10 protein-coding genes are annotated in these 12,183 nt (G+C 71.7%); 2 read left to right on the forward strand and 8 right to left on the reverse strand.

The genetic code is table 11. The annotated features are described in order from the left end of the window. Positions 1-577: 577 nt before the first annotated feature. The 7 genes from LXT23_RS19345 to LXT23_RS19375 form a co-directional block, all read right to left on the reverse strand. Positions 578-2,359 carry a fatty acyl-AMP ligase gene (locus LXT23_RS19345; RefSeq protein ID WP_253982334.1) on the reverse strand — a complete coding sequence of 594 codons (1,782 nt, stop codon included), beginning with the start codon at positions 2,357-2,359 and terminating at the stop codon, positions 578-580. A 143-nt stretch (positions 2,360-2,502) separates the two neighbouring features. Then, positions 2,503-2,784 carry an acyl carrier protein gene (locus LXT23_RS19350; RefSeq protein WP_253981683.1) on the reverse strand — a complete coding sequence of 94 codons (282 nt, stop codon included), beginning with the start codon at positions 2,782-2,784 and terminating at the stop codon, positions 2,503-2,505. Continuing rightward, complete coding sequence (locus tag LXT23_RS19355) at positions 2,777-3,352, reverse strand: isoprenylcysteine carboxyl methyltransferase family protein (RefSeq protein WP_253981684.1); 576 nt, start codon at positions 3,350-3,352, stop codon at positions 2,777-2,779. Before LXT23_RS19355 ends, LXT23_RS19350 begins: the two co-directional genes overlap by 8 nt. Then, positions 3,346-4,431: a type III polyketide synthase gene (locus LXT23_RS19360; protein WP_253981685.1), complete on the reverse strand. Its 1,086-nt coding sequence runs from the start codon at positions 4,429-4,431 to the stop codon at positions 3,346-3,348. The genes LXT23_RS19355 and LXT23_RS19360 overlap by 7 nt, the downstream gene beginning before the upstream one ends. Positions 4,432-4,704: 273 nt before the next feature. Beyond that, positions 4,705-5,952, reverse strand: a complete 1,248-nt coding sequence (gene glgC / locus LXT23_RS19365; RefSeq protein WP_253981686.1) for a glucose-1-phosphate adenylyltransferase — start codon at positions 5,950-5,952, stop codon at positions 4,705-4,707. A gap of 77 nt (positions 5,953-6,029) precedes the next feature. Next, on the reverse strand, positions 6,030-7,511 hold the full coding sequence (locus LXT23_RS19370; RefSeq protein ID WP_253981687.1) for a YkgJ family cysteine cluster protein: 1,482 nt from the start codon (positions 7,509-7,511) through the stop codon (positions 6,030-6,032). Then, a complete protein-coding gene (locus LXT23_RS19375; RefSeq protein WP_253981688.1) occupies positions 7,508-8,563 on the reverse strand; it encodes a hypothetical protein in 1,056 nt (351 codons plus the stop codon). The genes LXT23_RS19370 and LXT23_RS19375 overlap by 4 nt, the downstream gene beginning before the upstream one ends. Positions 8,564-8,790: 227 nt before the next feature. Between LXT23_RS19375 and LXT23_RS19380 the strand changes: the two genes are divergently transcribed. Then, positions 8,791-9,270 (forward strand): hypothetical protein, encoded by a 480-nt coding sequence (locus tag LXT23_RS19380; protein WP_253981689.1) that lies wholly within the window; start codon positions 8,791-8,793, stop codon positions 9,268-9,270. Positions 9,271-9,441: 171 nt separating this feature from the next. Continuing rightward, on the forward strand, positions 9,442-10,860 hold the full coding sequence (locus LXT23_RS50385) for a S41 family peptidase (protein ID WP_253981690.1): 1,419 nt from the start codon (positions 9,442-9,444) through the stop codon (positions 10,858-10,860). Between the two features lie 46 nt (positions 10,861-10,906). Here LXT23_RS50385 and modC read toward each other — a convergent pair whose 3' ends face one another. After that, the gene (gene modC, locus LXT23_RS19390; protein ID WP_253981691.1) at positions 10,907-11,977 is read right to left on the reverse strand and encodes a molybdenum ABC transporter ATP-binding protein; all 1,071 of its coding nucleotides are present in this window, start codon (positions 11,975-11,977) and stop codon (positions 10,907-10,909) included. Positions 11,978-12,183 lie beyond the last annotated feature (206 nt).

Genomic DNA, 12,183 nt, shown 5'->3' on the forward strand with positions numbered 1-12,183 from the left:
TCGACTCACTTCCTGCCCTCGCTTCGCACCAGGGGCGGAAGGCTCACCACCACGGATGACGCCGCCGTGCATGGACTCACGCCCTGCCCTCGCTTCGTGCCAGAGGCGGAAAGCCCACCACCACGGATGACGCCGCCGTGCATCGACTCACGTCCTGCCCTCGCTTCGCACCAGGGGCGGGAAGCCCACCACCACGGATGACGCCGCCGTGCATCGACTCACGTCCTGCCCTCGCTTCGCGCCGGGGGCGGAAGGCCCACCACCACGGATGACGCCGCCGTGCATCGACTCACGCCCTGCCCTCGCTTCGTGCCAGGGGCTGCGCGCTGACTCTCAATGCGGATGCCGCCGTGCATCGGCTCACGTCCTGCCCTCGCTTCGTGCCAGAGGCGGAAGGCCCACCACCACGGATGACGCCGCCGTGCATCGACTCACGCCCTGCCCTCGCTTCGTGCCAGAGGCGGAAGGCCCACCACCACGGATGACGCCGCCGTGCATCGACTCACGCCCTGCCCTCGCTTCGTGCCAGGGGCAACGCGCGCCGCCCCTGAGCCCCGCCCTGCGGATGCGCGCCGCCTCACGTGTCGTGCTCCGCCCTCGCCATGGCCAGTGCGCTCTTCGCCATCTCCACCGCCATGCCCACCATGCCGACCTTCTTCGGCGGCGCGAGCTCCCCCGCCAGGTAACGCCGCAGCGCTTCCGCCCGGCGCAGCTTGCCGCTCGACGTGCGTGGCAGCGTCCCCGGCTCCAGCAGCCGCACCGTGTGCGGCCGCACGCCCGTGGCCTCCACCACCGCCGCGCGGATGCGCTCCTCCACCTCCTCACCCGCGTCCGGGCCGGCGCGCTCGGCGAGGATGAGCAGGGCCTCGTCCTCGCCGCCCTCGGGCGTGAAGCCCAGCGCCACCGCGCAGCCCGTGCGCACGCCGTCCACCGACTGCAGCGGCTCCTCGAAGGCCTGTGGCGCGTGGTTCGCCCCGCGGATGATGACCACGTCCTTCGCCCGGCCCGTCAGGTACAGCTCTCCGTCCTCCAGGAAGCCCAGGTCCCCCGTGTCCAGCCACCCATCCGCCGACAACGTCCGGCCCGTCGCCTCCTCATCGCCGAAGTAGCCCGACATCAACGACGGCCCCCGCGCGAACACCCGGCCCACCCGCCGCTCCGGCAGCGCCACGCCCATCCCGTCCCGCACCTCCACCTCGAAGCCCGCCACCGGCGCTCCCACGCTCACCAGCTCCCGCGTCCCCTCCTCCACCCGCGACTCTCGCGCCAGCACTCCCGGGTCCACGCCGAGCGTGCGCGGGCCCCGGGACTCCGGTGGGAAGGCAACGGCCAGCGAGGCCTCCGACAGCCCGTACACCGGACGCAGCGCCCGCGCGGAGAAGCCCCATCGCTCGAAGCGCTGCGCGAAGCGGCGCAGCGTGTCCGCCGACACCGGCTCCGCCCCGTTCAGCGCGTGCTTCCAAGACGACAGGTCCACGCCTTCCAGGTCCGAGTCCTTCACCCGCTTCAGGCACAGGCCATACGCGAAGTTGGGCGCGGGAGAGATGAAGCCCTTGTGCCGCGACATCGCACGCAGCCACAGCGCCGGCCGCGCCAGGAAGACCTCCGGCGGAATCAGCACCAGCTGGCCCGGGTAGTACAGCGCCGACAGCACACAGCCGATGAGCCCCATGTCGTGGTACAGCGGCAGCCAGCTCACCCCCACTGGCGGAGAGTCCGGCCGCAGCGGCATGGCCACCTCCAGCGCCGCCACCTGCGACATCAGCGCCACCTGCGTCAACGCCACCGGCTTCGGGTCCACCGTGGAGCCGGACGAGAACTGGATGAGCCCCAGCGCCTCCGGACGCACGGCCACCTCGTGCTCGTCCTCCCCGCGCGACACCTCGTCCACCGTGAGGCAGCCGAGCCGGGGCCGCGCTCGCTCCACGCTGGGCCCCAGCAGCAGCCGCACCCGCGAGTCCGTCAACACCACCACCGCCCCCGTGAGCTGGAGCATCGGCGCCGTGGAGCGGTGGTACTCCTCCAGCCGCCCCAGCCGCACCGGCGGGTACAGCGGCACCGGCACCGCGCCCGCCAGCAGCGCGCCGAAGAAGGCGTCCATGAAGCCCGGAGACGTGGGCAGCAGCAAGGCCACCCTGTCCCCCTCGCGCACGCCCAGCCGCGCCAGGCCCGCCGCCGTGCGGCGCCCCCGGCGGTAGACCTCCGACCACGGCACCGTGACTTCGCGCTCCGACAGGTCCACGAAGGTGAGCCCCAGGGACGTGGTGCGCGCCGTCTCCGCCAGCGTCGCGTTCACCGTCGCGTGCTTCAGCGCCGGCAGCACCGGCCCGCTCACGCGCGTGCGGCCCACGTCCTTCATGGCCGCACCCGCCGGGAAGCCCGCGCCCTGCGTGCGCGCGCCGCCAGCGTCAGCTCCGTGCCGGGAGGTGCCACCAGGACGGGCGCCCTCACCGGCCACCCCGTTGGAGGCAGCGCCCGTCCCCTCTCCAGGAACCGCTCCCTTCACGGTCGCGCCTCCGCTGCGGCCGCCGCGGCCGGAGTGGCGGCCCGCTGCGCCACCAGTCGCGCCAGGTCCTCCACCGTGCGCACGCCTTGCGCATCCTCCTCGGACAGGCGGATGCGGAAGCGGTTCTCCAGCCCCACCGCCAGCACCGTCAGCCCCAGGCTGTCGAGCTGCAAGTCCCGGATGAGGTCCTGCCGTGCCTCCACCTCCCCCTTCCACTCCAGCTCATCCGCCGCGATGCGACGAATCTCCGCCACCACTTCCAGTTCGGCCTCAGTCACGGCGTACCTCCGGGATGAAGCGGGGACGGTGGGCGAACTCCCGCGCGTATGCGTCGCCGAGCGCCGCCTCCTCCGCGCGGATTCGCACGAAGAGCAGCGCCGCGTTGCCCACCGAGAAGAGAAGGGCCGTCCTCCACGCACCGTGGATGAGCGGCACACACGCCAGCTCCAGCACCACCGCCACGTAGTTGGGATGGCGCAGGAAGCGGTAGGGCCCGCCCGTCACCGGCGGCAGCCCCGGCACCACGATGATGCGCGAGTTCCAGCGGTCCCCCAGCGTGGCGATGGCCCAGTAGCGCAGCCCCTGCGCCACCACCGCGCCCCCCAGCGCCGCCCAGCCCCACGCTCCCGGGAAGGGCGTGTCGAGCACCAGCACCTCGGCCACGCAGGCCCCGAGGAACAGCGTGTGGAACACCACCATGAAGCGGTAGTGGCCCTGGCCCGTCTCCACGCCCCCCCGCGCGAAGGCGCGCGTGGCGTTGCGCTTGGACAGCACCAGCTCCACCAGGCGCTCCGCCACCAGCAGCGCCATGAAGCCCAGGAAGACGGCGTGGGTGGAGGTCACCATCGCAGCAGCACCATCTCCGCGCAGAAGCCCGGACCCATGGCCATCATCAATCCCCAGTCCCCGGGACGCGCCCCGGCGGACTCCAGCGTCTCGCCCAGCACGAAGAGCACCGACGCCGAGGAGAGGTTGCCCACCTCCCGCAGCGACGCCCACGAGCGCTCCAGCGTCGCCGCCTCCAGCTCCAGCGCCTCCTCGAAGGCCTTCAGCACCTTGGGTCCGCCCGTGTGCGCCACCCAGTGCCGGATGTCCTTGCGGCTCAGCCCGTGCTCGGCGAGGAAGCCCTCCACGTTGCCCCGGATGTGGTCCTTCACGAGATTTGGCACCTTGGCCGACAGCACCACCTTGAAGCCGGAGTCCACCACGTCCCAGCCCATCACCCGCTCCGTGTCCGGGTAGAACACCGAGCGCGACGCCACCACCCTCGGCCCCCTCGGGCCTGGCACCGCCCCACCCCGCAGCACCGCGCAGGCCGCGCCGTCACCGAAGAGGCCGGAGGCGATGATGTTGGGGATGGACAGGTCCTCGCGCTGCAGCGTCAGCGAGCACAGCTCCGTGGCGATGACGAGCGCCGTGTGCGTGGGGAAGGCCCGCAGGTAGTCCGCCGCCCGCGCCAGCCCGGCCGCGCCCGCCACGCACCCCAGGCCGAACAGCGGCGTGCGCTTGAAGTCGTCCCGGAAGTGCACGCGGTTGGCCACCCGCGCCTCGATGCTCGGCGTGGCGATGCCCGTCACCGTGACGAAGAAGACGTGGTCCACGTCTCGCGGCGTGAGCTCCGCCTTCACCAGCGCCTGGCGCACCACCGTCTCGCTCAGCTCCGTGGCCACGCGCGTCCAGGCGTCGTTGCGCTGCTGGAAGGTGACGAGCGGCGGGTACGCGTCAATCGGCAGCGCGAGGTAGCGGCCTCCCACCTGCACGGCGCGGTGCAGGTCCTCCAGCCGCTCCAGGTTGAAGTGGCGCTTCGCCCACAGCTCCCGGAAGGCCGCGATGAGCTGCTCCTGCGTGGCGTAGTGGGGGGGAAGGGCACGACCTACCGCACGGAGGAAAGGCGCGCTGTCCTGGCCTGAGGTGCTGCTGAGCATGAAGTTCTCGGTGGCTTTCCGACGGTCGGGGGGCCTCAGGATTAACCGGCGGCCGCGTCCAGCGCGATACGCCGCGAGCGCACTTGAACGCCCCCGGACTCGGCCCCCGCGCCAGTGTTGCACGGTGGACGTGAACCCCGGACCCCGGAAAGTCGTCAGACGTTCGCTGTCACACGGGAGACACGGCACGTTGACAGCGGAGCAAGCCGCCGCAAAGCCCCCACAGACCTTGAACGAAGCTTCGACCTGCCGCGCGCGGCCCGGCGGCGGGGCTCATTCGAACCGGTAGCCCTTGGGCACCACGACGATGCCGGACTCCGTCACCGTGAAGCCGCGCGCCTTGTCGGCCTCCAGGTCGAAGCCAATCTTCGCGTTGGGCGGCACCCGCACGCCCTTGTCGATGATGGCGTTCTTCACCTGGGCATGCCGGCCGATGTCCACCTCGTCGAAGACGACGGAGCGCTCCACCTTCGCGTAGCTGTTCACCCGGACGCGGCGGAAGAGGATGCTCTCGCGCACCAGGCCGCCGGAGACGATGCAGCCGCCAGCCACCATGGAGTTGAGCGCCCGGCCCACGCGCTCGCCCGACTCGTGGACGAACTTCGCCGGCGGGCTGTACTCGCTGGCGGTGCGCAGCGGCCACTCGGCGTTGAAGATGTCGAACTCCGGGTTCACGGACACCAGGTCCATGGAGGCCTCGTGGTACGCGTCCAGCGTCCCCACGTCGCGCCAGTACGTGTTCGGCCCCGACTGCCCGGGGATGGGGTTCTTCGCGAAGTCATACGACTGGATGTGGTAGCCGTCGCGCAGCGCGCGCGGGAGCACGTCCTTGCCGAAGTCGTGCTGCGAGCCCTCCGTCTTCGCGTCCACCTCCAGCAGTTCCGCCAGCACCTTGCTGCGGAAGATGTAGTTGCCCATGCTGGCCAGCGCGGTGTCCGGGCGGCCGGGGATGGGCTTGGGGTCCTTCGGCTTCTCCTGGAACTCCGTCACGCGGCCGCGCTCGTCCACCTGCATGACGCCGAAGCGGTGCGCGTCCGCCAGCGGCGTGGGGTACGCGGCGATGGTGATGTCCGCGCGCTGGGACTCGTGCAGCTCCAGCATGTGCGCCACGTTCATCTTGTAGATGTGGTCGCCGGAGAAGATGGCCATGTGCTCGGGCCGGTGGTTCTCCACCAGGTGCATGTTCTGGTAGATGGCGTCCGCCGTGCCGCGGTACCAGACGGGGCCCAGTTCCTCGTAGAGGTACATCTGCGCCGGCACCAGCGTGATGAAGTAGTCCGACAACAGCACCGAGCCGAAGCGCCAGCCCCGCTGGATGTGCTCCGTCAGTGACTGCGCCTTGAACTGCGTCAGCACGTACATCGAGTAGATGCCGGAGTTGATGAAGTTGTTGAGGGCGAAGTCGATGATGCGGAACTTCGACCCGAAGGGCACCGCCGGCTTCGAGCGCCGCTTCGTCAGCGGCGACAGCCGCGTTCCCTGCCCTCCTGCGAGGACCATCCCGAGAATGCGCGTGCCCATGCGGTTTTGTGTCCCTCCCGCCGCGCAGTATAGGGTTCGGCGCGGGTTTGTCCGGTTTTCACGGATGGCCGGGTGCGTCAGGTGCGTGACGGAGGCCGCAGCGCGAGCAGTCCCGCCGCCGTCGTGTGCAGCCAGCGCCGCAGGTACTCCTCCTGCGAGTCCGGCATCACCGAGCGCGCGGGGTTCCTCCACCAGCTGCCGTCCGGTGCCTGCGTGTCGATGAGCCGCACGAGCGCCCGTGGGGTGACTCGGGGCGGTGGCGGTGCCGCGCGCAGGTGCACGCGCAGCCGTCCGTCCGGCTTCAGCACCTCGCGCGCCCAGTCGCCCACGGCCCCCAGCCCCGGGTGCAGCGCCAGCACCGGATGCCGCGCCACCTCCAGCCTCCGCAGGAACCAGAGCAGCTCCCACTCGAAGGTGCCCGGGGGCGCCTGCTCCAGCACCCGGCCCAGCGTGGCCACGTAGCTGGCGAAGGCCACCAGTGCGTCCGCGGCCGCCAGTGCCGCGCGCCACAGCTCCCGCTGCGTCAGGGCCCTCACCCGCGCATCCCGGTGACGGGGGAAGAGGGGCTCGCCGGACACGTCCCGCAGCAGCCGCTTCGTGCCGGCCTCGCCCAGCAGCGGGAAGCGCTTCGGCGGCCGCATCCCCGCCACCACCAGCCGGTTCGCCGCGAAGAAGGGGTAGTCGCCATCCGCGAAGAGGCCGTGCGTCGGCGGTGCCTCGGCGATTCGCAGCAGCCGGCGGTGGTCCTCCGTCCCCACGAAGGACAGGCCCGCCCGGTACGGCTGGAGCTGGTCCCCGTGCGGCTCCCAGCCGTAGCGCTCCTCCAGCCGCAGGCGCTGCTTGGAGAGCATCCGGTCCAGCTTCACGTCGATGGGGTCCTGGTAGTCGGCCAGCGCGTAGCCTCCGGCGCCCTCCTCGTTGGCCTCGTCGGCCCGCAACGCGCGCCACACCTCCGTCCAGACGCTGTACTCCAGCAGGGCGCTCATGGGCGCGTCGCCGGAGAGCTGACGGCCCAGCCTGGCGCGCTCCGCTTCGGCGTGCTCCCGCGTCAGCGCGCCGTCGCGCACCCGCTCGAAGGCGTGCGCCTGGAGCGCGGCCAGCTCTCCCGTCACGCGGGTCTTGCAGGTGTCGTGGTAGTACTCGCGGCAGGACAGCGGGCGCGCCGGGTGGACTCCGCAGATGCGCCTGGGGGTTCCGTCCGCATCCCTCACGTACTTGAGGAAGATGCACGGGCTGAACGAGCGGTTGGCCCGGCGCCGCAGGTACGTCACCACGCTCGACTCCGGGTCATCGAGGGTGGCCCGGCGGTACGGCTCCAGCGCGCCTTCCGCGAAGCGGTCCTGCGTGAAGCGCCGCAGGAACTCCGCGGGGCTCAGGTCGAAGTACGTCGCCAGCCTCAGCACGTCGAAGGCCGTGAGGTAGATGGCGTCCTCGGACTGGCAGCACGTGCCTCCGAGGCAGTGGCCACACGCCGCAGCCTCGGCGGGCAGCCGCTGGCGCGTGGCCTGGGTGGGAAACACCCGGAAGGGGCCGGAGCCCGGCGGCGGTGTCCTGCTCATGACACCGGAGGCGCCAGCCGCGCCCAGCGTCGCAGCGACGGTGCGAGCCTGGGGAAGGACAGCCCCGCGCCGCGCCAGGCGAAGTCCCGCAGGCCGTCCAGCGCCGCCCACGTGGCGTGGAAGCGCGTGTAGTCGAGCGCACCATCCCGCTCGCCCCAGCTTCCGTCCCGGTTCTGCGTCTCCACCAGGAAGCCGATGCCCGCGGCGACGTGCGGGTCCTCGTTGTCCAGGCCGAAGGCTCGCAGCGAGTCCAGGAACTCTCCCACCATGTCCGGGTCTCCTACCTCCAGCGCCGCCTCCAGGTGCGTGGTGAGGTACTCGAACTCGTGCGGCAGCAGGCGCGGGTCCAGCAGCCACACCCCGTAGTCATTCAGCGTGTAGACGACGTGCGAGATGGCGTAGGCCGAGTCGTAGAAGCCCCCGACGCCCCGGCGCGGATGCGCGTAGCCGCGCATGTGCGGCAGCCAGCGCATCATCCGCTCATAGCGCACGCCGAAGGGCACGCCGTTGCGGTCTCCACAGAAGGCCGCGGTGAGCGAGATGGTCCACAGCCGCAGCGGGCTCATGCGCGACAGGCGGGCACGGCACTCCGGATTCACGCAGCGCCGTCGCCCTCGCGGATTGGACCAGCCACAGGCGCAGGTCTCCGGGACGTTCGTGGGCGGCGGCTCGTGGTTCGGGTCGAACCAGAGGTAGTCGGACGCGGGGAAGCGCCGCGACAGGGCCAGCAGCTCCCGCTTCAGCCGGGGGAAGCGCAGCCCCAGGCGCTCGGCGGCGCCGTACGCGTGCACCAGCTCCGAGACGGTGTCCGCGTCGTGCGCCTCCACCTGGCCCGGCCAGTACGCCTGCCACGCACGGAAGCTGCGCAGCGCGAGCTGCCGCGTGTACGCACGCACCGTGGCGTCCCGCGACGTCGTCGCCATGAAGCTCAGCGAGTAGAGGAGCGCGCTGCCAAACGCCGCGAGCCGCTCGGGCCGGCGCGTCTCCCGCTCGAGGAAGGCGAGCCCGCGGTACAGCGCGCGGTCCCTCGCCATCAGCAGCGAACGCTTCATGAGTGTCCTGCCACGAGCCGTTCCCCCCGGGAGTGCGCGATGGCGCGTTTGACTCGTACGGTGCGAAGCCTATTTACTTCCCGTGAGGCCGACAACACACCGGCGGTTGATGAGTCGTTTCTCCTCGTGGCGCCTCGCCGGTGCAGTGGATGCGAGCTCGCAAGAGCCTTCCAGCGGTCGAGCCAGGGGCTCCAGTTTCCGAGCCCGAACAGAGGGGAGAACGACAGATGGCCGAAGGACCGGGTCCCAAGATTCCCAAGCTGCCCAAGGTTCCGCTGAAGCTGCCGCCGCTGAAGCTGCCGCTCAAGCTCGGACCGAAGCTGCCGCCCAAGCTCGCGAAGGTGCCGCCGAAGCTGGTGCCCAAGCTCGCGAAGGTGCCGCCGAAGCTCGCGAAGGTGCCGCCGAAGCTCAAGCCCCTGCCCAAGCTGAAGGCGTTGCCGCCGAAGCTCAAGGCATTGCCGCCGAAGCTCAAGGCGCTGCCCAAGCTCAAGGCGGTCGTCCCGCCGAAGCTCAAGGCGCTCCCGCCGAAGCTGAAGCAATTGCCCAAGCTCAAGGCGCTTCCTCCGAAGCTCAAGGTCGTCCTGCCGAAGCTGAAGCAGTTGCCCAAGCTCAAGTCCATCCCGCTGCCCAAGCTCAAGACGCTGCCGAAGGTCGGCCCGGGGCCCGGACCTGGCCCCATGCCCGGCCCGGATTCCACGGAGTCCTGAACGGGAAGGACGTGGAGGCGAGGGCCCGCGGAAGGAAGCCCGTCAGGCCCTCGTCTCCACCACCCGCTGGCCCACCGGGAGGCCCCGCTCCGTTCGTGAGCCCCGCGGGCCTCCCGCTTCGTCCCATCCGTTACTCCGTTACAGTGCGCGCCTGACCCTGGAGCGGCCCGCGTGCGCATTGCATCGTTCATCTGTCTCGTCTTCGTCTCCACCCTCTGCGGCTGCGGCGAACGAGCGGTGCCTCCGAGCCCCGCCAACGACCTGCGTGGCGTCGTGCGGTTTCTCGAGGAGGCGCACCCCCAGCCGCATGCGTATGTCGAGCCGAGCGCGCTCACGGCGGTCGTCGACGCCGAAGCAGCGCGCCTGGAGGCGCTCCAGGCACCAAGCGACCTCGAGCTCGGGCTCTCGTTCCACCGCGTGCTCTCGCGCCTCGGTGACGGACACCTCGCCCTGGCCCTGCCGCTCTTCCAGCCCGAAGCGGGACCGCTGTCCCTGCTCCCGCTGCTGCCCAAGCGGGTGGGAGGGACTCTCTACGTCGACGCGTCGACCCCCACGCTCCCGCGCGGCTCGGTGCTGCTCTCCATCGATGGAGTGGACGCCGAGGAAGTCTGGTCGACCCTCTCGGAGCTGGTGCTCGTCGATGCGAACCATCCGACCGCGCGGCGCGCCGCGCTCGAGCGGGGCTTCGCGCGCCACTTCCACCTCGCGTATGGCATGCGCGAGCGCTACGTCGCACGGGTGCGCCTGCCCGACGGCGAGACGCGTGACGTCACGCTCGACGGTGTGGAGCGAGACTCCCTGGCGACGCTCACGCGCTACTCCGCACCGCTCTGGGGCCCCCAGCCGGAGGACCACTCGCAGCCAGCCTGGCCCTGGCTCGTGCGCCTCAACCCGTCGACGGTGCTCCTGCGCATGCCGAGCTTCGGCATCGCCGACCAGGCCGAGTATGCCCGCCGCGTGGACGCACTCTTCGCGCAGCTGGCTGGGAGCGACACCCTCGTGCTCGACCTCCGGGGCAACGAAGGCGGGCTGCGCACCCACGGAATCGCGGTGCTGAACCACGTGCTGGGCCAGCCCTATGCGCAGTGGACCCGCATGGCCGTGCGAACGCGGAACATCCCCGAGGCGCACCGCGCCCGGGTCAGCTTTCCCTTCGTGCCGGAGGAGGCCCTCAGCTCCCGCTTCGCCAGGGCGAGGCAGGAGGACGGCCGGTTCGTCCTCGACGGAGACCCGCTCGCGTCGATGATGCAGCCACGGGGCGAGGGCTACCCGGGCCCCGTGGTCGCGTTCATCGACGGCGCCACCAAGTCCGCGGCGGTCGAGCTGGTCGCGGCGCTGCGCGCCTTCCGCCCCGATGCGCTGTTGATTGGCGAGGAGAGCGGCGGCGAATGCGGGCGCCATATCGGCGAGATGCCCGTGGCCTACACCACCCCTGCCCGCTCGGTGACGGTGCTGGTGTCGCTCATCGAGCTGACGCACGTCCCGACCCGGGGCTGCGAGCCGGGCCACGGCTTCCGCCCCGACAGAGCCATCGTGTACGACGAGCGCGCGTTCCTCCAGGGTCGAGACCCGTACGTCGACGCCCTCTGAGGCGTCGGGCTCACGACTGAAGGGGTATCGGTGAAGCGGTCCGCGCCTACCGCAGCCTCCGGCACGCGGCCGACTTCACGGCGAGGTACACCCGGGCGCCCGGCGTCACTCCCAGCTCACGCACGGAAGCCTCGGTGAGCCGCACCACCCAGCGCACTCCTGCCACGTCCACCGTGGCCGCGTCCTCTCCCGCTGCCGCCGGCTCCACCTTCACCACCGTGCCCGCCAGCACGTTGCGCGCGGACACTCCGGACAGCGGGCCCATGGAGAGCAGCACGTCTTCGGACGGCACCGCGTACGCCGCGCGTGCGCCCGCCGCCAGTTCCGGCGCGTCCGGCACCCAGAGCGCCAGCCCGTCCGCCACGCGCAGGCGGAGCCCTCCACCCTCCGGGCGCTCCAGCACTCCTTCCAGGATGTTCTCTTCGCCCTCGCCCTCCGACGCGAGCAGCCCCCGGGCCGAAGAGCCCAGGACTTCGGAGGCGGGGCCCGCCGCGCGGACCTGGCCCTCCTCCAGCAGCAGCGCTTCGTGGGCGAGGACTCGCGCCTCGCCGAGCTGGTGCGTCACGTACAGCATCGGCACCTTCGCCTCGTCCCGCACGCGCAGCAGGTACGGCAGCACCCGCTCCTTCAGCGCCACGTCCAGCGCGGCCAGCGGCTCGTCCAGCAGCAGCAGCGCCGGGTCCGTGGCCAGCGCCCGCGCCAGGGCCACCCGCTGCTTCTCCCCTCCGGAGAGTGTCGCGGGGTAGCGGTGCAGCAGCGGACCCAGCTCCAGCAGCGCCACGGCCTCGTCCGCCCGCGAGGGCCGGCCCCGGCGCACGCCGAAGCGCACGTTCTCCCCGGCCGTGAGGTGCGGAAAGAGCAGCGCATCCTGGGGCACGTAGCCCATGCGCCGCGCCTCGGGCGGCACGTCCACGCGCGCGTCGCTGTCCAGCAGCACGCGCCCGCCCAGCTCGACGCGTCCCCGGGCACCGCGCCGCAGCCCGGCCAGCACCTCCAGCAGGGACGTCTTCCCGGAGCCCGAGCGCCCCATCACCGCCACCGACGCTCCCGTGAGGCGGGTCCGCACCTCCAGCGTGAAGCGCGCCAGCGGAAGCCGGATGGACAGGTCCAGGCTCACGCGTCCACCTTCCCGCTGAGACGCCGCATCGCAGCGCTGGCGGGGCGCACAGCCGAACGCCCCGGGCTCGGCGAGGTGTGGCTCCATCGAAGCCACGGCGAGGTCGGCTGCGTCGCAGCTCCAGCGGAGCGCGCCGCAGTGGCCTCCCGCACGCTCACGCCCGCCCGTGGCGTCGCCGCCCCCTGCTTCCGGTGAAGTGCCACCAC

Origin of the sequence: Pyxidicoccus xibeiensis (genome assembly GCF_024198175.1) — a bacterium.
Classification (GTDB): domain Bacteria; phylum Myxococcota; class Myxococcia; order Myxococcales; family Myxococcaceae; genus Myxococcus; species Myxococcus xibeiensis.

What these genes read in the sequence shown, in the direction of transcription:
- LXT23_RS19380 (WP_253981689.1), top strand. Translation starts at nt 8,791, where the DNA reads ATGGCCGAAGGACCGGGTCCCAAGATTCCCAAGCTGCCCAAGGTTCCG.
- LXT23_RS19360 (WP_253981685.1), bottom strand. Translation starts at nt 4,431, where the DNA reads ATGCTCAGCAGCACCTCAGGCCAGGACAGCGCGCCTTTCCTCCGTGCG.
- LXT23_RS19375 (WP_253981688.1), bottom strand. Translation starts at nt 8,563, where the DNA reads ATGAAGCGTTCGCTGCTGATGGCGAGGGACCGCGCGCTGTACCGCGGG.
- LXT23_RS19370 (WP_253981687.1), bottom strand. Translation starts at nt 7,511, where the DNA reads ATGAGCAGGACACCGCCGCCGGGCTCCGGCCCCTTCCGGGTGTTTCCC.
- LXT23_RS19345 (WP_253982334.1), bottom strand. Translation starts at nt 2,359, where the DNA reads ATGAAGGACGTGGGCCGCACGCGCGTGAGCGGGCCGGTGCTGCCGGCG.
- glgC (WP_253981686.1), bottom strand. Translation starts at nt 5,952, where the DNA reads ATGGGCACGCGCATTCTCGGGATGGTCCTCGCAGGAGGGCAGGGAACG.
- LXT23_RS19355 (WP_253981684.1), bottom strand. Translation starts at nt 3,352, where the DNA reads ATGGTGACCTCCACCCACGCCGTCTTCCTGGGCTTCATGGCGCTGCTG.